This window comes from Mycolicibacterium xanthum (assembly GCF_019710635.1).
Classification (GTDB): Bacteria; Actinomycetota; Actinomycetes; order Mycobacteriales; family Mycobacteriaceae; genus Mycobacterium; species Mycobacterium xanthum.
This window is the reverse complement of the sequence record NZ_JAIFZS010000006.1, coordinates 99045-120811: the sequence shown is the minus strand read 5'-3', so window position 1 is coordinate 120811 and position 21767 is coordinate 99045. Positions and strand designations below refer to the sequence as shown.

The 21767-nt window shown below is 69.8% G+C and carries 23 protein-coding genes and 1 tRNA gene; 15 read left to right on the top strand and 9 right to left on the bottom strand.

What is annotated here, in order from left to right:
• The first annotated feature begins 43 nt into the window (after positions 1-43).
• Positions 44-601 carry a phage holin family protein gene (locus tag JDV09_RS03750; protein ID WP_221367768.1) on the top strand — a complete coding sequence of 186 codons (558 nt, stop codon included), beginning with the start codon at positions 44-46 and terminating at the stop codon, positions 599-601.
• Complete coding sequence (locus JDV09_RS03745) at positions 601-1581, top strand: alpha/beta fold hydrolase (RefSeq protein ID WP_221367767.1); 981 nt, start codon at positions 601-603, stop codon at positions 1579-1581. The genes JDV09_RS03750 and JDV09_RS03745 overlap by 1 nt, the downstream gene beginning before the upstream one ends.
• On the opposite strand, the gene marP is transcribed toward JDV09_RS03745, so the two are convergent.
• From marP to nth, 4 genes are read right to left on the bottom strand one after another with little or no spacing between them, the layout of a single operon-like run.
• Positions 1571-2761 carry an acid resistance serine protease MarP gene (gene marP / locus JDV09_RS03740; RefSeq protein WP_221367766.1) on the bottom strand — a complete coding sequence of 397 codons (1191 nt, stop codon included), beginning with the start codon at positions 2759-2761 and terminating at the stop codon, positions 1571-1573. The genes JDV09_RS03745 and marP overlap by 11 nt on opposite strands.
• Positions 2758-3552 (bottom strand): NUDIX hydrolase, encoded by a 795-nt coding sequence (locus JDV09_RS03735; protein WP_221367765.1) that lies wholly within the window; start codon positions 3550-3552, stop codon positions 2758-2760. The genes marP and JDV09_RS03735 overlap by 4 nt, the downstream gene beginning before the upstream one ends.
• Entirely contained in the window at positions 3552-4205 is a 654-nt protein-coding gene (locus tag JDV09_RS03730) for a TlpA family protein disulfide reductase (RefSeq protein ID WP_221367764.1), read from the bottom strand. Before JDV09_RS03730 ends, JDV09_RS03735 begins: the two co-directional genes overlap by 1 nt.
• A 9-nt stretch (positions 4206-4214) precedes the next feature.
• Positions 4215-4970, bottom strand: a complete 756-nt coding sequence (gene nth, locus JDV09_RS03725) for an endonuclease III (protein ID WP_308123992.1) — start codon at positions 4968-4970, stop codon at positions 4215-4217.
• A gap of 104 nt (positions 4971-5074) precedes the next feature.
• On the opposite strand from nth, the gene JDV09_RS03720 reads away from it, so the two are divergent.
• On the top strand, positions 5075-5374 hold the full coding sequence (locus JDV09_RS03720; protein WP_221367763.1) for a hypothetical protein: 300 nt from the start codon (positions 5075-5077) through the stop codon (positions 5372-5374).
• A 102-nt stretch (positions 5375-5476) separates the two neighbouring features.
• The gene (gene crp, locus JDV09_RS03715; RefSeq protein WP_135128429.1) at positions 5477-6151 is read left to right on the top strand and encodes a cAMP-activated global transcriptional regulator CRP; all 675 of its coding nucleotides are present in this window, start codon (positions 5477-5479) and stop codon (positions 6149-6151) included.
• A 127-nt stretch (positions 6152-6278) separates the two neighbouring features.
• Here the strand turns inward: crp and JDV09_RS03710 are convergent, their stop codons facing one another.
• From JDV09_RS03710 to sp36, 3 genes are all read right to left on the bottom strand, one after another.
• The gene (locus JDV09_RS03710; RefSeq protein WP_221367762.1) at positions 6279-7094 is read right to left on the bottom strand and encodes an MBL fold metallo-hydrolase; all 816 of its coding nucleotides are present in this window, start codon (positions 7092-7094) and stop codon (positions 6279-6281) included.
• Positions 7095-7194: 100 nt separating this feature from the next.
• The gene (locus JDV09_RS03705; RefSeq protein WP_221367761.1) at positions 7195-7650 is read right to left on the bottom strand and encodes a RidA family protein; all 456 of its coding nucleotides are present in this window, start codon (positions 7648-7650) and stop codon (positions 7195-7197) included.
• Positions 7647-7808, bottom strand: coding sequence for a Sp36 family protein (sp36, locus tag JDV09_RS03700; protein ID WP_014817956.1), 162 nt, complete (start codon positions 7806-7808; stop codon positions 7647-7649). Before sp36 ends, JDV09_RS03705 begins: the two co-directional genes overlap by 4 nt.
• Positions 7809-7856: 48 nt before the next feature.
• Here sp36 and bagA point away from each other — a divergent pair, with 48 nt between their 5' ends.
• Together bagA and bagB are read left to right on the top strand one after the other, a co-directional pair.
• A complete protein-coding gene (gene bagA, locus JDV09_RS03695) occupies positions 7857-8882 on the top strand; it encodes an ATPase BagA (RefSeq protein ID WP_221367760.1) in 1026 nt (341 codons plus the stop codon).
• Positions 8883-8895: 13 nt separating this feature from the next.
• Positions 8896-10026, top strand: a complete 1131-nt coding sequence (bagB, locus tag JDV09_RS03690; protein ID WP_221367759.1) for an ATPase BagB — start codon at positions 8896-8898, stop codon at positions 10024-10026.
• A 23-nt stretch (positions 10027-10049) separates the two neighbouring features.
• On the opposite strand, the gene JDV09_RS03685 is transcribed toward bagB, so the two are convergent.
• The gene (locus tag JDV09_RS03685; protein WP_221367758.1) at positions 10050-10406 is read right to left on the bottom strand and encodes a WhiB family transcriptional regulator; all 357 of its coding nucleotides are present in this window, start codon (positions 10404-10406) and stop codon (positions 10050-10052) included.
• A 310-nt stretch (positions 10407-10716) separates the two neighbouring features.
• Between JDV09_RS03685 and ponA2 the strand changes: the two genes are divergently transcribed.
• The 5 genes from ponA2 to JDV09_RS03660 all read left to right on the top strand — a co-directional run bounded on the left by ponA2 (position 10717) and on the right by JDV09_RS03660 (position 16975).
• Positions 10717-13176: a transglycosylase/D,D-transpeptidase PonA2 gene (gene ponA2, locus JDV09_RS03680; RefSeq protein WP_221367757.1), complete on the top strand. Its 2460-nt coding sequence runs from the start codon at positions 10717-10719 to the stop codon at positions 13174-13176.
• Positions 13177-13232: 56 nt separating this feature from the next.
• Complete coding sequence (locus tag JDV09_RS03675; protein WP_221367756.1) at positions 13233-14198, top strand: metallophosphoesterase; 966 nt, start codon at positions 13233-13235, stop codon at positions 14196-14198.
• Positions 14195-15298: an L-cysteine desulfhydrase Cds1 gene (gene cds1 / locus JDV09_RS03670; protein ID WP_221367755.1), complete on the top strand. Its 1104-nt coding sequence runs from the start codon at positions 14195-14197 to the stop codon at positions 15296-15298. Before JDV09_RS03675 ends, cds1 begins: the two co-directional genes overlap by 4 nt.
• 248 nt (positions 15299-15546) lie before the next feature.
• Positions 15547-15620, top strand: a tRNA-Pro gene (locus JDV09_RS03665).
• Positions 15621-16042: 422 nt separating this feature from the next.
• A complete protein-coding gene (locus JDV09_RS03660) occupies positions 16043-16975 on the top strand; it encodes a phosphatase PAP2 family protein (protein WP_308123991.1) in 933 nt (310 codons plus the stop codon).
• Between the two features lie 30 nt (positions 16976-17005).
• Here the strand turns inward: JDV09_RS03660 and JDV09_RS03655 are convergent, their stop codons facing one another.
• Entirely contained in the window at positions 17006-17680 is a 675-nt protein-coding gene (locus JDV09_RS03655) for an SIMPL domain-containing protein (protein ID WP_221367753.1), read from the bottom strand.
• 105 nt (positions 17681-17785) lie between these two features.
• On the opposite strand from JDV09_RS03655, the gene JDV09_RS03650 reads away from it, so the two are divergent.
• Genes JDV09_RS03650 through JDV09_RS03635 form a run of 4 tightly spaced genes read left to right on the top strand, consistent with a single transcriptional unit; the run spans position 17786 to position 21762 of the window.
• Complete coding sequence (locus tag JDV09_RS03650; protein WP_221367877.1) at positions 17786-19000, top strand: DUF7847 domain-containing protein; 1215 nt, start codon at positions 17786-17788, stop codon at positions 18998-19000.
• 1 nt (position 19001) lies between these two features.
• Complete coding sequence (locus JDV09_RS03645; protein ID WP_221367752.1) at positions 19002-19652, top strand: DUF4129 domain-containing protein; 651 nt, start codon at positions 19002-19004, stop codon at positions 19650-19652.
• Positions 19649-20803, top strand: coding sequence for a DUF4350 domain-containing protein (locus tag JDV09_RS03640; RefSeq protein WP_221367751.1), 1155 nt, complete (start codon positions 19649-19651; stop codon positions 20801-20803). The genes JDV09_RS03645 and JDV09_RS03640 overlap by 4 nt, the downstream gene beginning before the upstream one ends.
• Positions 20800-21762, top strand: coding sequence for an AAA family ATPase (locus tag JDV09_RS03635; protein ID WP_221367750.1), 963 nt, complete (start codon positions 20800-20802; stop codon positions 21760-21762). Before JDV09_RS03640 ends, JDV09_RS03635 begins: the two co-directional genes overlap by 4 nt.
• Positions 21763-21767: the final 5 nt, after the last annotated feature.

The following is a 21767-nucleotide window of genomic DNA, read 5'->3' as shown; positions in this document are numbered from 1 at the left end:
CTATCGTCGGCCGGAATCGTTTCGTGGGACGCCACGTGGCAACATGAACGCGACCGACACCGAGGCGAAAAGGAAGCTTGGCGTGAGCGATCGCAGAAACGGCGTGCCGACCACCGTGACCTCGATACCGCTGGTGGATCCCCACGCGCCGAAGCCGGATCCATCCATCGGGGATCTGGTCAGGGACGCCACCACCCAGGTGTCCACGCTGGTGCGCGCAGAGGTGGAACTCGCCAAGGCCGAGATCACCCGTGACGTCAAGAAGGGCCTGACCGGCAGCGTCTTCTTCATCCTCGCGCTGGTGGTGCTGTTCTACTCGACGTTTTTCTTCTTCTTCTTCCTCGCCGAGCTGCTCGACACCTGGCTGTGGCGGTGGGCCGCGTTCCTGATCGTTTTCGGGATCATGGTCGTGGTCACCGCGGTGTTCGCGTTGTTCGGCTATCTGAAGGTGCGCCGCATCCGCGGGCCGCAGCAGACGATCGAGTCGGTCAAGGAGATCCCCGAGGCCTTCACCGCCGGCGCCGACAAGGCCGCCGCCAAGTCCAGGGCCGTCGCGACGACCGACACCAAGCAGGCGACTGCCGACCCGTCCGGCTGGTAATGGCCCGACCCGATCCGTCGGTCGTGCGCATCGACGGGCCGTGGCGCCATCTCGATGTGCACGCCAACGGTATCCGCTTTCACGTCGTCGAAGCCGACCGCCGGACGGGCGCCGACGACCGGTCCAGACCGCTCACCGACCGGCCGCTGGTCATCCTGCTGCACGGATTCGGGTCGTTCTGGTGGTCCTGGCGCCATCAGCTCAGGGGTCTGAGCGGGGCCCGGGTGGTGGCCGTCGACCTGCGCGGCTACGGAGCCAGCGACAAGCCGCCCCGAGGCTACGACGGCTGGACGCTGGCCGGGGACACCGCCGGGCTGGTGCGGGCGCTCGGGCACAACACCGCAACGCTGGTCGGCCACGCCGACGGCGGTCTGGTCTGCTGGGCCACCTCGGTGCTGCACCCCCGGATGGTCAACGCGATCGCGGTGGTCAGCTCACCGCACCCGGCCGCGCTGCGGGCCTCGGCGCTGCGCCGCCGGGACCAGGGCCGGGCACTGTTGCCGTCGATGCTGGGATACCAGCTGCCGATGTGGCCGGAACGGGCCCTGACCCACCACAACGGCGAGGAGCTCGAACGGCTGGTGCGCAGCCGTGCCGGCCGCGCATGGCAGGCCAGTGCGGATTTCGCCGAGACGATCCCGCACCTGCGACGGGCCATCCAGATCCCGTCCGCGGCGCATTCGGCGCTGGAGTACCAGCGCTGGGCGGTTCGCAGCCAGCTGCGCGGCGAGGGCCGCCGGTTCATGCGATCGATGAAACGGCCGCTGTCGGTACCCGTGCTGCATCTGCGTGGCGACGCCGACCCATACGTGCTCGCCGACCCGGTGTACCGGACCCAGAACTACGCCCCGCACGGCCGCTACGTGTCGATCGACGGGGCCGGGCACTACGGGCACGAAGAGGCGCCGGACACGGTCAACGCACAGCTGATGCGCTTCCTCCAGCAGGTCTACCCGCGCCACCGCCCCGTCACTGATTGATGCAGGTGCCGGTGGGGACGCGGTCGACGTTGCCCACCTTGGCCATCTGCCTGGCCACCTCTTCGGCGGTCAGCACGAACCCGGTGTCCGGGTCGTCGACGGCGGCACCGAACACCACGCCGAGCACCTTGCCGTTGCGGTTGATCATCGGGCCGCCCGAATTGCCCTGCTTCACGCTGCCCCGGATGGTGTACACCTCGCGGGTGACCGTGGTCGTGCGGTAGATGTCGGGTCCGTTGAGCTCGATGACCTCGCGCACCCGCGCCGGGGTGGGGGTGAACACTCCCCCGCCGGGATATCCCATGACGATGCCGTCGGTACCCGGCGGCGCCTCGCCGTCGGCGAACTGCAGCGGCGCCGACGGCAGGTTGGGCACGTCGAGGATCGAGATGTCGGCGTCGGGGTCGTAGCTGACCACCCCGGCCTGGTATTCCTGGCCGTCGACCTCGACGGTGACGCTCTCCGAGCCGGCGACGACGTGCGCGTTGGACATCACCCGGTTCGGCGCGACCACGAAGCCGCTGCCCTCCAGCACCTTCTGGCAGCTCGACGCGACACCTCGGACCTTCACCACGCTGGGGCGGGTCGCGTCGACGACCGCCAACGTGGCCAGCGAGGCGTCCGGGACGTCGACGGCGGCGACCTGGGTCGGGCCGAACGGCTTGAGGACGTCGTGCAGCCCGGCGTTGTCCCACAGCGCCGACAACCGGTTGGGCACCGTACGCATCCAGCTCGGCGCGACGGCATCGACCTCGGCGATCACCTTCGAATCACGCACCGCAGCGGCCAGCGTGGGTTGCGGCGAAGAACTCAACGCCGTGCCCAGCAGCCATGCGGCGGTGAGGACCAGGACCAGCTGCAAGGCCACGCCGATGACGGAGTCGACCACCCGCAACGCCGGGTTACGAATCGCCCCGCGTACCGCCCGGCCGAGCACCACACCGGCGATCTCGCCGACCACCACCAACACCAGGATCAGGAACAAGGTGATGAACAGCTTTGTGCGGGGTCCGCTGAGGTGAGTGACCACGTGCGGGGCCAGCAGCACACCGGCGACGGCTCCCAGCGCGACGCCGACCAGAGCCAGCAGGGAACCCGGTGCCCCCGATCGCCAGCCCGAGACGGCAGCGACCAGCGCCACACCGAGGATTGCTATGTCCAGCCACTGTGACGATGTCATCGTTGCGCTTCACCGTAGCTGCCCTGGCCGTCGAGCAGCGCCATTGCGTCGTCGAGTTCCATCACGTGGTCGGTGTCCCAGGAGGTCGACCAGCCGGCCACGTCCAGCATCGCCGCGATCACCTGACCGGTGAACCCCCAGACCAGCATCTCGTTGAGCAGGAACGCCGGGCCCGCGGTGCGGCGGGTGTTCTGGCGGCGGTACACCATGATCCGGTTCTCCGGGTTGACGAACGCACGCACCGGAACGCGCGCGACGTGCGCGGTCTCCGATTCGTCGACCACGGCCACCGGTCCGGGATCCGGCGAGTAGGCGAGCACCGGCACGACGTGGAAGCCCGACGGCGGGATGAACATGCGCTCCAGCGTGGCCAGGGGCTGCAGCCGGCCGGTCTCGATCCCGGTCTCCTCGTTGGCCTCCCGCAGCGCGGTGTGGACGGGGTCCCGATCGCCCGGATCGGCCGCGCCGCCGGGAAAGGCGGCCTGACCGGCGTGGTGGCGCAGCGTGGCCGAGCGCACGGTGACGAGCAGGTCGGCATCCGGCGGCAGCGTGCCTGCGACGCCCCCGGACGGCCCGGAGAACAGCACCAGCACGGCGGCGTCGCGCCGCGATCCCGCCAGCGCCGCCGACGTGTTGGCGGCGGTCAACACCGCGAGCACCTCGGCGGGGACCCGCCGGCGGTAGGCGTTCTTCACCGCGTCCGGGCGCCCGATCAGGGGTACCAGCCACGGCGGGGCGGCATCGGGCGTCAAGTCACCGACCCGATCCTCCCAGCCCGGCTCGCCACCCATCACGTCGCTCCGATCTCGGGATCGACCGCGGCGGCGATGTCGTCGGCAGTCGCGAACGACCGCGGCAGGATCTCGGCAACGCTACCGTCCGCACGGAGCACCACCGTGGCCGGCATGACGTTGGGTACGCGCAGCGCTGCGGCGATCAGCCTGCGGCCGTCCTGCAAGGTGGGCAGGTGCACCCCCAGCTCCGCCAAGCGCAGCAACGCCGCGGCCTCGTTCTCGTCCTGGTGCACCGTCACCACCATGACGTCGTGCCCGACCCGGCGCTGGTACTCGGCCATTGCGGGCAGCTCGTCGGCACACGGGCCACACCAGTGGGCCCACAGGTTCAGCACGACCGGCTTGCCGGCCAGCGCCCGGGCGACGTCGACCCGGGTTCCGTCACCGGCACACTCGAGCACGATGCCGCGAAGCCGCTCGGGTCCGGGGCCCTCGCCGGCTCCGGGACACGGGTCGAGGTCGGCGCGGGCGCGGGGTGCCGCCAGGGCTTCGGCGGTGTCGCTGTCGCGCCGGTCGCGCATGCTCGGGCTGCCCGGCAGCGAGGTCGGCCCGGTGGCGGCGGGATCGTCGCCGAGCTCCGACCACAACGCGGCCACCAGCGCGATGAGCACCACCGTCACCGCGATGGTCCAGCGGGCCGAGACACTCATCAACCGGGTCTACAGCCCGGCCAGCGCGAGCAGGTGCTCGGTTTCGGGCCCCTTGACCAGCGGTGCGGCGATCAACGGATCGGTCGGACCGGTCCCGAACGACGGGCAGTCCCTGGCCAGGACACACACCCCGCAGGCCGGTTTGCGGGCATGACACACCCGGCGGCCGTGGAAGATCACCCGGTGGCTGAGCAGGGTCCACTGGCTGCGCTCGATGAGCTCACCGACCGCGAACTCGACCTTGACGGGATCCTCCTCCGCCGTCCAGCGCCAGCGGCGAACCAGCCGGCCGAAGTGGGTGTCGACGGTGATGCCCGGGACGCCGAACGCGTTACCCAGGATCACGTTCGCGGTCTTGCGGCCCACTCCGGGCAGCGTGACCAGTTCGTCGAGCGTGCCGGGCACCTGGCCGTCGAATCGCTCGACCAGCTCCTGGCCCAGCCGGATCAGCGAGTTGGCCTTGTTGCGGTAGAACCCGGTGGGCCGGATCAGCTCCTCGAGCCCGGCGCGGTCGGCGCGCGCGTAGTCCAGCGCGGTGCGGTACCTGGCGAACAACGCGGGAGTGGTCAGGTTGACCCGTTTGTCGGTGCTCTGGGCGGACAGGATGGTCGCGACCGTCAGCTCGAGCGGGTCGGTGAAGTCCAGTTCGCAGTAGACGTGCGGGAACGCCTGTGCCAGTGTGCGGTTCATCCGCCGGGCCCGCCGGATCAGTCCGAGCCGGGTTTCGCGCTCCCACTTGCGGTCCGACTTGCGCGCCACGCTCACCAGAACAGCCTACTGAGCGGGCCGACGGCGCGGGTCGCGGACCGGTTCCCACCGTCGGCCAATCGTGATCGCGCTGAGATCTGTGCCGTGTTTACTTCACCCTTGTGTCGTCGTTGCTCGTCGCGCTGATCCCCGGGATGCTGATGCTCGTCACCTTCGGGCTCGACCGTGTCGAGGCGAGCCTGGACCGCGACACCATCTCGGCCGCCGAGGTGGCCGAGTTCCTCCAGCAAGCCACGGTCCGCGACATCGACACGCTCGCCGGGGTCGGTACGGACACGATGCCCGCCGGAGCCGCCGAACTCACCGGCGACAACCCCCGGCCGGATTTGCCCACCCGCGGATACATTCATCACCGGCCGAAAACCGAGTTTCAGCAGACCCGACATGCCGATCGTGTGTAGCGTGGGCTGGTCACGAAGGGCATGCCTCTAGACTGATCGCACGATCCATCTCGAGGTCATTGTGCGCATGTCTGATCACCTAACAGCTTTAAGAGGGGCAACGTGGACGAGATCCTGGCCAGGGCCGGAATCTTCCAGGGGGTCGAACCCAGCGCCGTTTCCGCGCTGACCAAGCAACTGCAACCCGTCGACTTTCCCCGCGGGCACACCGTGTTCGCCGAGGGCGAGCCCGGCGACCGGCTGTACATCATCATCTCGGGGAAGGTGAAGATCGGCCGGCGGTCACCCGACGGCCGGGAGAACCTGCTCACGATCATGGGTCCGTCGGACATGTTCGGTGAGCTGTCGATCTTCGATCCCGGACCGCGCACGTCCAGCGCCACCACGATCACCGAGGTGCGTGCCGTCTCGATGGACCGCGAGGCGTTGAAGGCCTGGATCGCCGACCGCCCCGAGATCGCCGAACAGTTGCTGCGGGTGTTGGCCCGCCGCCTGCGCCGCACCAACAACAACCTGGCCGATCTGATCTTCACCGATGTGCCCGGCCGGGTGGCCAAGCAACTGCTGCAACTCGCGCAACGCTTCGGCACCCAGGAGGGCGGCGCGCTGCGGGTCACCCACGACCTCACCCAGGAAGAGATCGCGCAACTCGTCGGCGCCTCGCGCGAGACCGTCAACAAGGCGCTCGCCGATTTCGCCCACCGCGGCTGGATTCGTCTCGAGGGCAAGAGCGTGCTGATCAGCGATTCCGAGCGGTTGGCACGCCGCGCGAGGTAACGAGCGAGCATCCTGCACCGGGCCCGCCAGCCAAGTTCCGCCCGTGAGTTCCGCCGAAATGGCATTCCGGCTGCGGAAGTTCGAGTAGCAGCCTGCCGGAATGCCAGTTCGGCGCAAATCAGCGGCTTCAGCGGCGCAGGTAGTCCAACTGGGCCTGTACCGACCATTCGGCGACATCCCACAGTTTCTCGTCGACGTCGGTGTAGACGTGCTCGACCACCTCGCGGGTGCTCGCACCCTCGCCCAGCTCCCGTAGCGCGCCGCGGACCTGATCCAGGCGTTTCTCACGGTGGGCCAGGTAGCCGTCGCTGACCGCCACCATGTCGTCGAGTTCGGGACCGTGGCCGGGCAGCACCCGGCGGTGCCCAAGTCCACGCAGTCGGCGCAGCGACTCCAGGTAGTCGCCGAGATCGCCGTCCTCGCGGTCGATCACGGTGGTCCCACGGCCCAGGATGGTGTCGGCGGTCAGCACCGCCCCCGGCTCCTCGGCGCGGGCGTCGTCGACGAGAAACGACACCGAGTCGGCGGTGTGGCCGGGGGTGGCCAGCACGGTGATCCGCAGCCCGGCCGCATCGATCACCTCGCCGTCGGACAGCGGCCCGCCGAGGCCACGGAGGAACCCGCTGCCCACCGACCGCACCACCGCACCGGTCAGCTCGACGATCCGGTCGATGCCGCCGGTGTGGTCGCTGTGCCGGTGGCTGATCAGCACCAGCGGGATCGGGCCGAGCGCGGCCAGCCGCTCGATGTGCTCGTCCGCAACGCCGGCCGGGTCGTCGGGCCCCGGGTCGACGACGACCATCTCGTCGCTACCCGCGCCCCGCAACACCCAGGTGTTGGTGCCCTCCAGCGTCATCAGGCCCGGGTTGTCGCACAGCAGCACCGAGGCGGACTCGGTCACCGGCCTCAGCAGGCCGTAGGCGGGATGCTCGAGTCCGCTCACCCGACCTCTGTCTGATCGTCGCTCACGCGACCTCTGTCTGATCGTCGCTCACCCGACCTCTGTCCGATCGTCGCTCACGCGACCTCTGTCCGATCGTCGCTCACCCGACCTCGAAAATCGCTTCGACCTCCACCGGCGCGTCGAGCGGCAGCTCGGACACCCCGACCGCCGACCGGGCGTGCCGGCCCGCTTCACCGAACACCTCACCGAACAGCTCCGAGGCCCCGTTCACCACGGCCGGCTGGCCGCCGAAGCCGGGCGCCGAGGCGACGAACCCGACGACCTTGACCACCCGCACCACCGAATCGATCCCGACCAGCGCGTCGACCGCCGCCAGCGCGTTGAGCGCGCACTGCCGGGCCAGCTTCTTGGCATCGTCGGCGGACACCTCGCCGCCGACCTTGCCGGCGAGCGGAAGCTTCCCCTCCACCATCGGCAGCTGACCGGCGGTGAAAACGAGGTTCCCCGTCTGCACGGCGGGCAGGTAGGCGGCCACCGGAGCGACCACCTCCGGCAGCGCGATCCCCAACTCCGCCAGCCGTGCCGAGGCGGTCACTTCGGTCGCTTCAGGTAGGCGACGTGCTGCTCACCGGTCGGCCCCGGAAGCACCGAAACCAGCTCCCATCCGTCCTCGCCCCACTGGTCGAGGATCTGCTTGGTGGCGTGCGTCAGCAGGGGAACGGTCGCATACTCCCAACGGGTCGGTTCACTCATGCCGGTGAGCTTATCCGGCCGGCCACTCCCCTTGGTTAGCATGCACTCGTGGCTACCACACCAAACGGATCGAAGACGATCGGTTGGCCGTCCCGACTGACCAAGGCGCGCCTTCATTTCGTCACCGGCAAAGGCGGTACCGGCAAATCGACGGTCGCGGCCTCCCTGGCCCTGGCGCTGGCGGCCGGCGGCCGCAAGGTGTTGCTGGTCGAAGTCGAAGGGCGCCAGGGGATTGCGCAGTTGTTCGACGTGCCGCCGTTGCCCTACGAAGAGGTCAAGATCGCGACCGCCGACGGCGGCGGTCAGGTCAACGCGCTGGCCATCGACACCGAGGCGGCGTTCCTGGAATACCTCGACATGTTCTACAACCTGGGGTTGGCCGGCCGGGCGATGCGCCGAATCGGCGCCATCGAGTTCGCGACGACGATCGCGCCCGGCCTCCGGGACGTGCTACTGACCGGCAAGATCAAGGAGATCGTCACCCGCTCGCCCGGCGAGCGGGGCAAGCAGGCCTGCTACGACGCCATCGTCGTCGACTCCCCGCCGACCGGCCGTATCGCGCGGTTCCTCGACGTCACCAAGGCCGTCTCCGACCTCGCCAAGGGCGGGCCGGTGCATTCACAGGCCGAGGGCGTGGTGCAGCTGCTGCACTCCGACCTGACCGCGATTCACCTGGTCACGCTGCTGGAGTCGCTGCCGATCCAAGAGACCGTCGAGGCGATCGACGAACTGCGGCAGATAGAGCTGCCGATCGGCAGCGTCATCGTCAACCGCACCATTCCGGCCCACCTGTCACCCGACGCCCTCGCCAAGGCCGCCGAGGGCGACATCGACGCCGACGCGGTGCGAGCTGGGCTGACCAGCGTCGGTATCACGTTGTCGGACGCCGACTTCGCCGGCCTGCTCACCGAGACGATCCAACACGCGACCCGGATCGCCGCCCGTGCCGAGAGCGCCGAACAGCTCGTCGAGATCGACGTTCCACGGCTGGAGCTGCCCACCCTGCCCGACGGTGTCGACCTCGGAAGCCTGTACGAATTGGCCGAAGCGCTCGCTCATCAGGGCGTGCGGTGATCGGAGGAAACCGATGAGCACAACCCCGCCTGCGCTGGACATGGCCGCGATCCTGCGTGACACGTCGAACCGGGTGATCGTCTGCTGCGGCGCGGGCGGCGTCGGCAAGACCACGACGGCAGCCGCGATGGCGCTGCGGGCCGCCGAGTACGGACGCACCGTGGTGGTCCTGACGATCGACCCGGCCAAGCGGCTCGCTCAGGCGCTGGGCATCCGCGACCTGGGCAACTCACCGCAGCGGGTGCCGCTGGCGCCGGAGGTGTCCGGCGAGTTGCACGCGATGATGCTCGACATGCGGCGCACGTTCGACGAGATGGTGGTGCAGTACTCCGGGGACGACCGGGCCGACGCGATCCTGGAGAACCAGTTCTACCAAACGGTGGCGACCTCGCTGGCCGGCACGCAGGAATACATGGCCATGGAGAAACTGGGCCAGCTGCTCGCCGAGGACAAGTGGGACCTGGTCGTGGTCGACACCCCGCCGTCGCGAAACGCGCTGGACTTCCTCGACGCCCCGAAGCGGCTGGGTAGTTTCATGGACAGCCGGTTGTGGCGGCTGCTGCTGGCCCCGGGCCGCGGCATCGGGCGCCTGGTCACCGGTGCGGTCGGATTGGCCATGAAGGCCATGTCGACGATCTTGGGCTCGCAGATGCTCTCGGACGCCGCGGAGTTCGTGCAGTCGCTGGACGCGACGTTCGGCGGGTTCCGGGAGAAGGCCGACCGCACCTACGAGTTGCTCAAGCGCCGGGGCACCCAGTTCGTGGTGGTGTCGGCGGCCGAACCCGACGCGCTGCGGGAGGCATCGTTCTTCGTCGAGCGGCTCTCCACCGAGCACATGCCGCTGGCCGGGCTGATCCTCAATCGCACGCATCCGACGCTGTGCGAGCTGCACGCCGACAAGGCGGCCGAGGCGGCGGCCGAACTACAGAAGACGGATCCGGGCTCGGTGGCGGCCGCGGCCCTGCAGATCCACGCCGACCGCGCCTCGACGGCACGACGGGAGATACGGCTGTTGTCGCGGTTCACCGGAGCCAACCCGCATGTCGCGATCGTCGGGGTGCCGTCCCTGCCGTTCGACGTGTCCGACCTCGATGCGTTGCAGGCCATCGCCGACCAGATAACCGGCGAAGCTCCGGCGGCTTGATCAACCGCCTGTGAATGAGCCGGTCAGCCGGCGGTGCGGTGTTTGCGCTGAGCCGCGAAGAAGTCGGCCCAGGAAATTACCTCGGGATGCTGCTTGAGCAGAGCGCGCCGCTGACGCTCCGTCATTCCGCCCCACACGCCGAACTCGACGCGGTTGTCCAGGGCATCGGCGCCGCACTCCGCGATCACCGGGCAATGACGGCAGATCACCGCGGCTTTGCGCTGTGCGGCACCGCGGACGAAGAGTTCGTCCGGATCGGTCTGGCGACATCTGGCCTGCGAAACCCACGCAATACGGGCTTCTGCCTCCGCACCGTGCAGAATGGACTGGGCGGACGGACTGACGGTGGTCTTGCGTGCGACGGGCTTGATACCGGACACCAGCGATCCCCTTCGTTCTGGCCGCGCCCCGACAACGCAGACGGCTGTTCCCTCCTGACGCCGGTCGCAGAATGCGATCTACGCCACACAGCATGGTGCAGGTGTGACCTGCATCGCACTGTGTGCCTAACTTAGGTGGTCAGGGCGGTTCGGCGCAATACATCTGTGACCACTTTTTTGGGACGACCGTGCCGTCAGCACCGCCTGATCGACGTTTTCGCGGTTTCCGCGCTGGCCGCGCCCGGTGATCCCGGGCTGCCGGGAGAATGGGCGCGCTGGGGCACAGCTAATCGGTAGCTAGTCTGTACCCATGCCGGAGCACCCCCCGACCAAGCCGCCCACCGCGGTCACGGTCATCAAGCTCGCCTGGTGCTGCCTGCTCGCCAGCGTCATCGCCGCCGGGTTGATGTTCCCCGTCGTCGGCGGAATCGGGCTGATGTCCAACCGGGCCTCCGACGTGGTCGCCAACGGATCCGCCCAACTCGTCGAGGGCGAGGTGCCCCAGGTGTCCACGATGGTCGACGCCAAGGGCAACCCGATCGCCTGGCTCTACACCCAGCGCCGCTTCGAGGTGCCCAGCGACGAGATCGCCAACACGATGAAGCTGGCGATCGTCTCCATCGAGGACAAGAGGTTTGCCGAACACAACGGTGTCGACTGGCAGGGCACCCTGACCGGCCTGTCCGGCTATCTTTCGGGCAACCTCGACACCCGCGGCGGCTCCACCATCGAGCAGCAGTACGTCAAGAACTACCAGCTGCTGGTGATCGCCCAGACCGACGCCGAGAAGCGCGCCGCGATCGAGACCACCCCCGCGCGCAAGCTGCGCGAGATCAGGATGGCGCTGACGCTGGACAAGACGTTCACCAAGCCGGAGATCCTGACCCGCTACCTGAACCTGGTGTCCTTCGGCAACGGTGCGTTCGGCGTCCAGGATGCCGCGCGGACCTACTTCGGGATCGACGCCTCGGAGCTGAACTGGCAGCAGGCGGCCCTGCTGGCCGGCATGGTGCAGTCGACCAGCACCCTGAACCCCTATACCAACCCGGACGGTGCGCTGGCCCGGCGGAACGTGGTGCTGGACACCATGATCGAGAACCTGCCCGAGTACGCCGACGAGCTGCGCGAGGCCAGAAACCAGCCGCTGGGCGTGCTGCCGCAGCCCAACGAGCTGCCCCGGGGTTGCATCGCGGCCGGTGACCGGGCGTTCTTCTGCGACTATGCGCTGGACTACCTCGCGCGGGCGGGGCTGAGCAAGGACCAGGTGGCCAAGGGCGGATACCTGATCAGGACGACGCTGGACCCCGACGTGCAGGCCTCGGTGAAGTCCGCGATCGACAGCGTCGCCAGCTCCGACATCACGGGCGTCGCCAGCGTGATGAGCGTGATCCGGCCCGGCAAGGAATCCCATCCGGTGCTCGCGATGGCCAGCAACCGCACCTACGGGCTGAACCTCGATGCCGGCGAGACCATGCAGCCACAGCCGTTCTCGCTGGTCGGTGATGGTGCGGGCTCGATCTTCAAGGTGTTCACCACCGCCGCGGCGCTGGAGATGGGCATGGGGATCAACGCCCAGCTGGAGGCGCCGTCCCGGTTCGAGGCCAAGGGTCTGGGCACCGGCGGCGCGCGCGGCTGCCCGCCGGCGACGTGGTGCGTGCAGAACGCGGGCAACTACCGCGGTTCGATGAACGTCACCGATGCGCTGGCGACCTCGCCGAACACGGCGTTCGCCAAGCTGATCGCGCAGGTCGGTGTGCAGCGCACCGTGGACATGGCGGTCAAGCTGGGGCTGCGCTCCTACGCGCTGCCCGGCACCGCGCGCGACTACGACCCCGAGAGCAACGAGAGCCTGGCCGACTTCGTCAAACGGCAGAACCTGGGCTCGTTCACGCTGGGCCCGATCGAGGTGAACGCGCTGGAGCTGTCCAACGTCGCCGCCACGCTGGCCTCCGGCGGCACCTGGTGCCCGCCCAGTCCCATCCAGGCCGTGTTCGATCGCAACGGTGACGAGGTGTCGGTCACCACCGAGACCTGTGAGCAGGTTGTCCCCGAAGGCCTGGCCAACACGCTGGCCGTCGCGATGAGCAAGGACGACACCGGTGCGGGTACCGCAGCCGGCGCCGCCGGTTCGGTGGGGTGGAGCCTGCCGATGTCGGGCAAGACCGGAACCACCGAGGCGAGCCGCTCGGCGGGCTTCCTGGGCTTCACCAACCAGCTCGCCGCGGCCAACTACATCTACGACGACTCGACCGCACCCGGCGCCCTGTGCTCCTTCCCGCTGCGGCAGTGCGGCAGCGGCAACCTGTTCGGCGGCAACGAGCCCGCCCGGACGTGGTTCACCGCGATGAACCCGATCGCCACCATGTTCGGCGACGTGGTGCTCCCGCCGACGGATCCGCGCTACGTGGACGGGGCGCCGGGCTCGCGGGTGCCCAGCGTCGCGGGCATGGGCCTGGACACCGCCCGGCAGCGGCTGCGCGACGCCGGCTTCCAGGTCGCCGACGAGGCCACCCCGGTGAACAGCGGCTCCCCGAAGGGCGCCGTGGTGGGCACCTCGCCGACCGGACAGACGGTGCCGGGGTCGATCATCACGATCCAGGTGTCCAACGGCATCCCGCCGGCGCCACCGCCGCCCCCGCCGGGCGCCCCACCGCCGCCTGGCCTGCCGCCGCCGGTGGGCCAGACGGTCATCGAGATCCCCGGCCTGCCGCCGATCACCGTGCCGGTGCTGGGTCCGCCGCCGCCGCCGGCCGCGCCGCCACCGCCCTGACGCCGTCGGGCCGGTGAGCGCTGTGCCGCACAGCCGAGGGCAGTATCCTCACCTGCATGCCTGATGCTTCACCCGGATCGATCCTGAAGACCACCGCAGTCGCCTCGCTGGGCACGCTCGCGGCCGGGATCGGGTACGCCTCGTTGATCGAGCGCAACGCGTTCGTGGTGCGCGAGGCGACGATGCCGGTGCTCACGCCGGGTTCGTCACCGCTGAAGGTGCTGCACATCAGCGACATCCACATGCGCCCCAGCCAGCGCCGCAAGCAGGCGTGGGTGCGCGAACTGGCCGGCTGGGAGCCCGACCTGGTGGTCAACACCGGCGACAACCTGGCCCATCCCAAGGCGGTGCCCGCCGTGGTGCAGGCCCTCGGCGATCTGCTGGCGCTGCCCGGGGTGTTCGTGTTCGGCAGCAACGACTATTTCGCCCCGAAGCTGAAGAACCCGGCCAACTACGTGACCAACCCGAGCCGCCGGATCCACGGCGAGCCGCTGCCGTGGCAGGATCTGCGTGCCGCATTCACCGAACGCGGCTGGCTGGACATGACGCACACCCGACGCGAGTTCGAGGTGGCCGGGCTGCACGTCGCGGCGGCCGGCGTCGACGACCCGCACCTGTCCCGCGACCGCTACGCGACCGTCGCCGGGCCGGCCAGCCAGACCGCGAACCTGACGCTGGGCCTGGCACACTCGCCCGAACCGCGGGTGCTGGACGAGTTCGCCGCCGACGGCTACCAACTCGTGATGGCCGGCCACACCCACGGCGGCCAGTTGTGCCTGCCGTTCTACGGCGCCGTCGTCACCAACTGCGAACTCGACCGGTCGCGGGTCAAGGGTCCGTCGCGGTGGGGCGCCCACACCCAGCTGCACGTGTCGGCCGGCATCGGCACGTCACCGTTTGCGCCACTGCGATTCTGCTGCCGCCCCGAGGCCACGCTGCTGACCCTGGTGGCCGCCCCCACCGGGGGTTCGGATGCCGAAACCCATGTGGGACAGTCATATCCGACCGTGTCGGCGCGGTGAATCAGCCGGCCGCATCGGCCTGCCACCAGTCACGTTCCTGGGTGGACAACGCGGTGCGGCTGATCGAGGCCGACACCCGGCGCAGCGCCGACACCCATCTGCTGCGCTACCCGCTGCCCGCCGCCTGGTGCTCCGATGCCGATGTGGCCCTGTACCTCAAGGACGAGTCGACGCACATCACCGGCAGCCTCAAGCACCGGTTGGCGCGCTCGCTGTTCCTGTACGGACTGTGTAACGGCTGGATCGGGGAGGACACCACCGTCATCGAGGCGTCCTCCGGGTCGACCGCGGTGTCCGAGGCCTATTTCGCGGCGCTGCTCGGGCTGCCGTTCATCGCGGTGATGCCCGCTTCGACGAGTGCCGCGAAGGTGGCGCTGATCCAATCACAGGGTGGCCGTTGCCATTTCGTCACTGAGTCGGCGCAGGTGTATGCCGAGGCGCAGCGGCTGGCCGACGAGACCGGCGGCCACTACCTGGACCAGTTCACCAACGCCGAGCGGGCCACCGACTGGCGCGGCAACAACAACATCGCCGAATCGATCTTCGACCAGATGGGGCAGGAGACGCACCCGATACCCGACTGGATCGTGGTGGGCGCGGGCACCGGGGGGACCTCGGCGACGATCGGGCGATACATCCGCTACCGCCGCTATCCCACCCGGTTGTGCGTGGTGGATCCGGAGAACTCCGCGTTCTACCCGTCCTACACCGAAGACGACCCCGATGTGGTGACCGGGCTGTCGTCGCGGATCGAGGGCATCGGCAGGCCCAGGGTGGAGCCGTCGTTCCTGCCCGGCGTGGTGGACCGGATGATCTGCGTGCCCGATTCGGCGTCGGTGGCGGCGGCCCACCACGTCAGCCGGGTACTGGGCCGACGGGTGGGTCCCTCCACCGGAACCAACATCTGCGGAGCATTCGGCCTGCTCGCCGACATGGTCGCCCAGGGCTGCAGCGGCTCGGTGGTCACGCTGCTCGCCGACAGCGGCGACCGCTACACCGAAACCTATTTCTGTGACGAGTGGCTCACCAGCCACGGGCTGGATCCCTCGGCATCTGCCGAGGTGCTGGCCGAGTTCGAGAGGTCCGGCCGCTGGCCGTGATCCTCGGCCCCCCGGGTCCGGGTCAGCGGCCCTTCGGACGTCAGGAACAGCCACAACGCGGCCAGCGCGAAAAAGCCCAGGTAGATCGATGCACCCAAGCCAGTCATGTCACGCCCCGTTTCTTCGTCATCTGTTGCTCAGTGTGCATAACGCCACCGACAACCCGGATCCATCCCGCGGCGTGTCGCCCCGGCAGAACGCGTTTGGCTTCAACGTCGGTCCGTGCGATAGGCTGTCGAGGCTTCACGCGGGGTGTGGCGCAGCTTGGTAGCGTGCTTCGTTCGGGACGAAGAGGTCGTGGGTTCGAATCCCGCCACCCCGACTCACGTCGACGTCGGCAAGGGCTCTGGCCGGGTAATCCGGTCGGGGCCTTCCGACCGCGGCAACGGCTTGTTCTCGACCATCGCGGTCGAATACGGTTGCCGGCACTTCGGCCGCGGCCTCGCCGGCGGGTCCGGTACTACCCGCCTCCCGGCACGCTTTCGGTAACCCGCTGGTGAAGACCACCGGGGGTTTCCGGTTCGCGGCGCGATCCGGGCCTCCCAGCGCCGGTGCCGCCTCGACCCGAGGTTGTCGCGATCCACCCCGGGGTGCATCAATATCGTTGCAAGTCAGTACTTTTCGGATCGATCCGGTGCGCTGCGCCGACAGCCGGGGTCGGTGCCGCACGGTCGCGCCGGTGCACGCAGGGGCGCCGCGCAGGATATGCTGCCGCACCGGGCGACCATCAGGGAGGGATTTCGCGTGGAGGTGAGAACCGACCGGATCCGGGTGCTCGACGACGCCGGCCGGCTGCGCCGTGCGCGGCACCGCTGGACGGCCGTGCTGATCGGTGCCCTGTTGTTCGGCGTCGCCGTCTACCTGCTGTTCGTGCAGACCACCATCGGCCAGATACTCGAGGACGCCGCGCTGCGCGGCGCGAACCAGGTCGACCCGGAGGTGCGCAGGGCCGCCCACGATCAGTTCGGGACCATCACGGTGACGTCCCAGCTGGCTGCGGCGGCGATCGTCGGGCTGATCGGGCTGCTGCGACGGCAGGTGTGGCTTGCCGTCGCGGGGCTGTCGGTGATCTTCGGCGGCCAGGCCGTGACCCAGGTGCTCAAGTACTACCTGCTGACGCGTCCGGACCTGGTCTCCTCGGTGCACGGGACCTTCGCGGAGAACACCCTGCCCAGCGGGCACACCACGGCGGCGATGTCGCTGCTGTTCGCCACGCTGATCGTGATGCCCTACCGGTTCCGCGGGGTCGCGATGTTCTTCACGCTGACCTGGGCGGTGGGCATCGGCGCCTACACCGTGATCATCAAGGCCCACCGGCTCTCCGACACGCTGGCCGCCGACGCGGTCGCGCTCGTCGTGGCCTGTGCGGCGTCGCTGTTCCTGGCCCGCACCCGGCGTATCCGGGCGGTGGTGTCTCCCGGGGCGGCGCGGTACACGCTGCGCACCGTGTTCGTGGTGCTGATCGCCGCGGTCGGAGCGGCGAGCCTGATGCTGGGCCTGCTCGGCGTGGTGCAGGCCGCCCGGGTCCGCCACGTCGACAAGGCGGTCGAGTGGCACCTGTTTCTCGGCGCACAGTGGCTGGCGGCGGCCGGGTCGATCGTCGCCGCGCTGCTGTTCTGGTGGACATGGCACCGGCTGGAGAGCAAGCGCAGCGGGGACCGCGTCGACGTCCGCTGACCGGGCCGACCGGCGCCGGCCACGGTCATGTCAGGGTCCGGCCGCGAATCGGGCGTCCACCGTCGCCGAGAGCTCCAGGTCTCGGGGGACGAGCTCGACATCGGGTGCCGGGGCGGCGTGAGCGGCCGCGCGGACCGGATGCTCGGACGGACCGCCCGCGGTGGGACCCGACGTGTCCGAGAGCATCCCCGGGTCGGCGACGGCCAGCGGACGGACGGTGCCGACGTCCAGCGCGTCGGCATACTGCTGGGCGCGCGTGACCGCGTCGCGCACGGCGAGATGGCGCACCTCGCCGAGCAGTTCGTCGCGGCGGGCATCGGTCAACTCCCAGCTGACCCGCGCCACCCGGAACCCCTCGGTCCCCGCGACGTGGGCACCGGTCCACGCCGAGAGTGCGGCGAAGTCGCTGAATTCGACGGTCACCGCGACGCTGGCGTGGTGTACGAGCGGCAGCCGCTTGCCGTCCTTGTTCCAGGGGCGTTGCGACCAGGTGCGCAGCTGCTCGGCCGACCATCTCGCCACGGCGGCCGGGTGACCTTCGGTCAGCGGCGTCAGGGAGGCCTTGACCGACTCCAGGTCCCGGGCGATCCGCTCGTAGACCGGTGGCATCTCGGGGCCCTCGTAGGACAGCGTGGCGTGCACGACTGCGCGTTCGGGGGCGGTGAACACCGAGTGCGAGCCTCGGACCGTGATCTCGATCGCCATGGCGCCACGGTAGCGCCGCGCGTGCCGGCGCATTGCTGGACCGCCGGATGCCGCGCTGAGCTCGGCCCGTTGTCATTCGCTGCGGTGATCGACAAGATGGTGATCATGACCCACGACGCCGGCGGCTACGGCTCGGCGGCGCCACCGCCGGCTGGTGCCGTGCCGACCGCATATCCCCCGCCCGGATATCCCGGCTACCCGGCACCCGGTTACGGACCTCCACCGGGGTACGGCCCGCCACCCGGCTACGGGCCGCCACCCGGCTACGGCCCCCCACCCGGCTACGGGCCGCCACCGGGATATCCCCCCGGTTACGGTCCCCCACCCGGCTACGGGCCGGCGGTGCTCAAGCCCGGCGTGGTGCCGCTGCGCCCACTGACGCTGTCGGACATGTTCAACGGCGCGGTCGCGTACGTACGCGCGAACCCCAAAGCCACCCTGGGGCTCACCACCATCGTGGTGGTGGCCGCCCAGCTCATCTCGGTGCTGGTGTCGTTGTGGCCGTTCGCGTTCACCGGCGACATCGCCAAGGCGCTGGACGGCAACGCCGCCGACGTCGAGATGCTGATCAGCTGGGGCGCCGCCAGCGTCGCCGGATATGCGACGACGTGGTTGTCGACGATCCTGCTCAGCGGGATGCTGACGGTGGTCATCGGCCGTGCGGTGTTCGGCGCGGGTATCACCATCGGCGAGTCCTGGCGGCGGCTGCGCCCACGCCTGTGGCCGCTGATCGGCTTCATGGCGCTGCAGTCCGTCGCCCTCGTGCTGCTGCTCGGCATCCCGATCGCCATCGGCGTCGTCGTCGCGCTGGCCGCCGGCAGCGGCGCGGCCGGATTGGCCCTGGGCGCAGTGCTGTTCGCCGTCGCCGCGGCACTCGCGGTGTACCTGTTCACGATGCTGGCCTTCACCCCCGCGGTCATCGTGCTGGAGCGCCGCGACATCGTTTCGTCGATCCGGAGGTCGTTCGCGCTGATCAGAACCGACTTCTGGCGGGTGTTCGGGATTCGGCTGCTGGCCGGGCTGGTGGCCGGGCTGGTGGCCGGCGCAGTGTCCATCCCGTTCAACCTCGGTGGCCAGATCGCGATGACCGCGTCGGCATCGACGGCCGCGGCGATGATCGGGCTGGCACTGTTCGCCGTCGGCGGCGCCGTCGGCCAGATCATCACCGGCCCGTTCAGCGCCGGTGTCATCGTGCTGCAGTACACCGACCGGCGGATCCGCGCCGAGGCGTTCGACATGGTGCTGCAGACCGGGGCCGCGGCCGGGCCGACGGCCCCCCCGGAGTCAACCGACGACCTGTGGCTGACCGGCCAGCGCTGAGGTGGCCACGATCGACATCGACCGCGACGCCGCGCACGACGCCGCCCAACAGGAGCTCGGCAAGCCCATCTACCCCAAATCGTCACTGACCGAACAGATCTACGCCTGGATCGAGGATCTGATCTACCGGCTGGTGGCCAAGGGTGCGTCGGTGCCGGGGGGCTGGTTCACCGTGGCCGTGCTGCTGATCCTGGTGGCCGTGGCGGTCGTTGTCGCGGTACGGGTCGCGCGGCGGGCCATGCGGACCAGCCGCGGAAAATCCGAGACCCTGTTCGGTGGGCACGAGCTCAGCGCCGCCGAGCATCGTGCGGCAGCGGAACGCTTTGCGGCGTCCGGAGAGTGGGCGCAGGCCATCCGTCACCGGCTTCGGGCGATCGCCCGAAGACTCGAGGAGACCGGGGTGCTCAACCCGGTGCCCGGGCGCACCGCGACCGAGCTGGCCCGCGCCGCCGGTCGGGCCATTCCCGGGCTCGCAGCCGAACTTGCCTCTGCGGCAGAGGCTTTCAACGACGTCACCTACGGTGAGCGCCCCGGCCTGGAGTCGCAGTACCGGATGATCGCCGAGCTGGACGACAAGCTCGGCGAGCGACGGACCGCGGGTCCGGAAGGCCCCGTCACCACCGTCGCACAGACCTGGGCCGAGGTGCGATGACGGCGTCGAGCCCCTCGACGGCCGTCGGCCCCGGTCTGGCATCCCGATGGCGGGGCTTGCGCTGGGTGCTGCTGGCCGTCGTGGTCGTCGTCGCGGTGGCCACGCTCAGCGCATGGCTGACCGCGCCGCGTCCGGGCGGACCGCTGGATCCGGCCTCGACGGCGTCCGACGGCACCCACGCGCTGGTCACCCTGCTCCGTGAGCAAGGTGTCACCGTGATCGAGGCCGGTGACATCGAGACCGTGGAGCGCGAGGCCCGCCCGGACACCCTGCTGGTGGCGGCGCAGACCTACGACCTCTACGGTGACGACCTGATGCGGCGGCTGGCCGACCTGCCCGGTGACCTGCTGCTGGTCGATCCACTGGGAACCACCCGCGAGGTACTCGCCCCCCGGCTGCGGCGCGGCGACCCGACCGACTACGGCGGCATCGACCCCGGCTGCGACCTGCGCGAGGCCAACCGGGCCGGGACGGTGCGATTCGACGGCGCCGATTCCTACGAAGCGGTCGGCGATGCCCCGGTCACGCTGTGCTACGACGGCGTGCTGGCGCGCTACACCGAGGACGGCCGCACGGTCACCGCGGTCGGCAACGCCCACTTCCTGATGAACGAGGGACTGCTGCAGGAGGGCAACGCCGCGCTGGCGATGAACCTGGCGGGAAACCGGCCGAGGGTGATCTGGTATGCGCCCCAGCACAGCCAGGGCGGGGAGACCGGCGGCGGCGGCCGCATCGGCGACCTGATCCCCACCCAGGTGAAGTGGCTGGTCTGGCAGCTGATCCTCACGGTGGCGCTGTTGGCCGTGTGGAAGGGACGCCGCATCGGCCCGCTGGTGGCCGAGCGGATGCCGGTGGTGGTGCGGGCCTCGGAGACCGTGGAGGGTCGCGGCCGGATGTACCGGTCCCGACGGGCCCGCGACCGCGCGGCCGACGCGCTGCGGACCTCGACGCTGCAGCGCATGCTGCCGCGCATCGGCCTGGGCCCCGCCGCACCGCCGACGGCGGTCGTCGAGGCCGTCGCACAACGGTGCGGTCTCGACCCCCGGTCGGTCGCACATACTCTTTACGGACAGCCACCGGCCACCGATGCCGATCTGGTGAGCCTCGCCCATTCACTCGACGACATCGAAAGGCAGGTCGCTTCGTCGTGACACAGCCCATCACCCACGACGGCGCCCGAAACGCGTTGATGGCGCTGCGCGCCGAGATCGCCAAGGTCGTCGTCGGTCAGGACGCCGTGGTCAGCGGTCTGGTCATCGCCCTGCTGTGTCGCGGCCACGTGCTGTTGGAGGGCGTGCCGGGGGTGGCGAAGACCCTGCTGGTCCGCACGCTGGCCGCCGCGCTGCAACTGGATTTCAAGCGGGTGCAGTTCACCCCCGACCTGATGCCGGGCGATGTCACCGGTTCGCTGATCTACGACGCCCGGACCGCGGAGTTCAAGTTCCGTCCCGGCCCGGTCTTCACCAACCTGATGCTGGCCGACGAGATCAATCGAACCCCGCCCAAGACCCAGGCCGCTCTGCTGGAAGCGATGGAGGAGCGCCAGGTCAGCGTCGACGGCCAGCCGCGCCCCCTGCCCGATCCGTTCATCGTGGCGGCCACCCAGAACCCGATCGAGTACGAGGGCACCTATCAGCTGCCCGAGGCTCAGCTGGACCGCTTCCTGTTGAAGCTCAACGTCTCGCTGCCGCCGCGCGACCAGGAGATCGCCATCCTGGACCGGCACGCCCGCGGTTTCGACCCGCGCGATCTGTCGGCGGTCACCCCGGTCGCCGGCCCGGCCGAGCTGGCTGCGGGCCGGGAAGCCGTGCGGCAGGTGCTCGTCGCCGATGAGGTGCTCGGCTACATCGTCGACATCGTAGGTGCGACAAGGCATTCCTCGGCGCTTCAGCTCGGGGTCTCGCCACGGGGTGCGACGGCGCTGCTGTCCACGGCCCGGACCTGGGCGTGGCTGTCCGGCCGCGGTTACGTCACCCCCGACGACGTCAAGGCGATGGCCAGGCCCACGCTTCGGCACCGGGTGGCACTGCGGCCGGAGGCCGAGTTGGAAGGCGCCAACGCCGACGGGGTGATCGACGGCATCCTGGCCGCGGTGCCGGTGCCCCGATAGTCGCG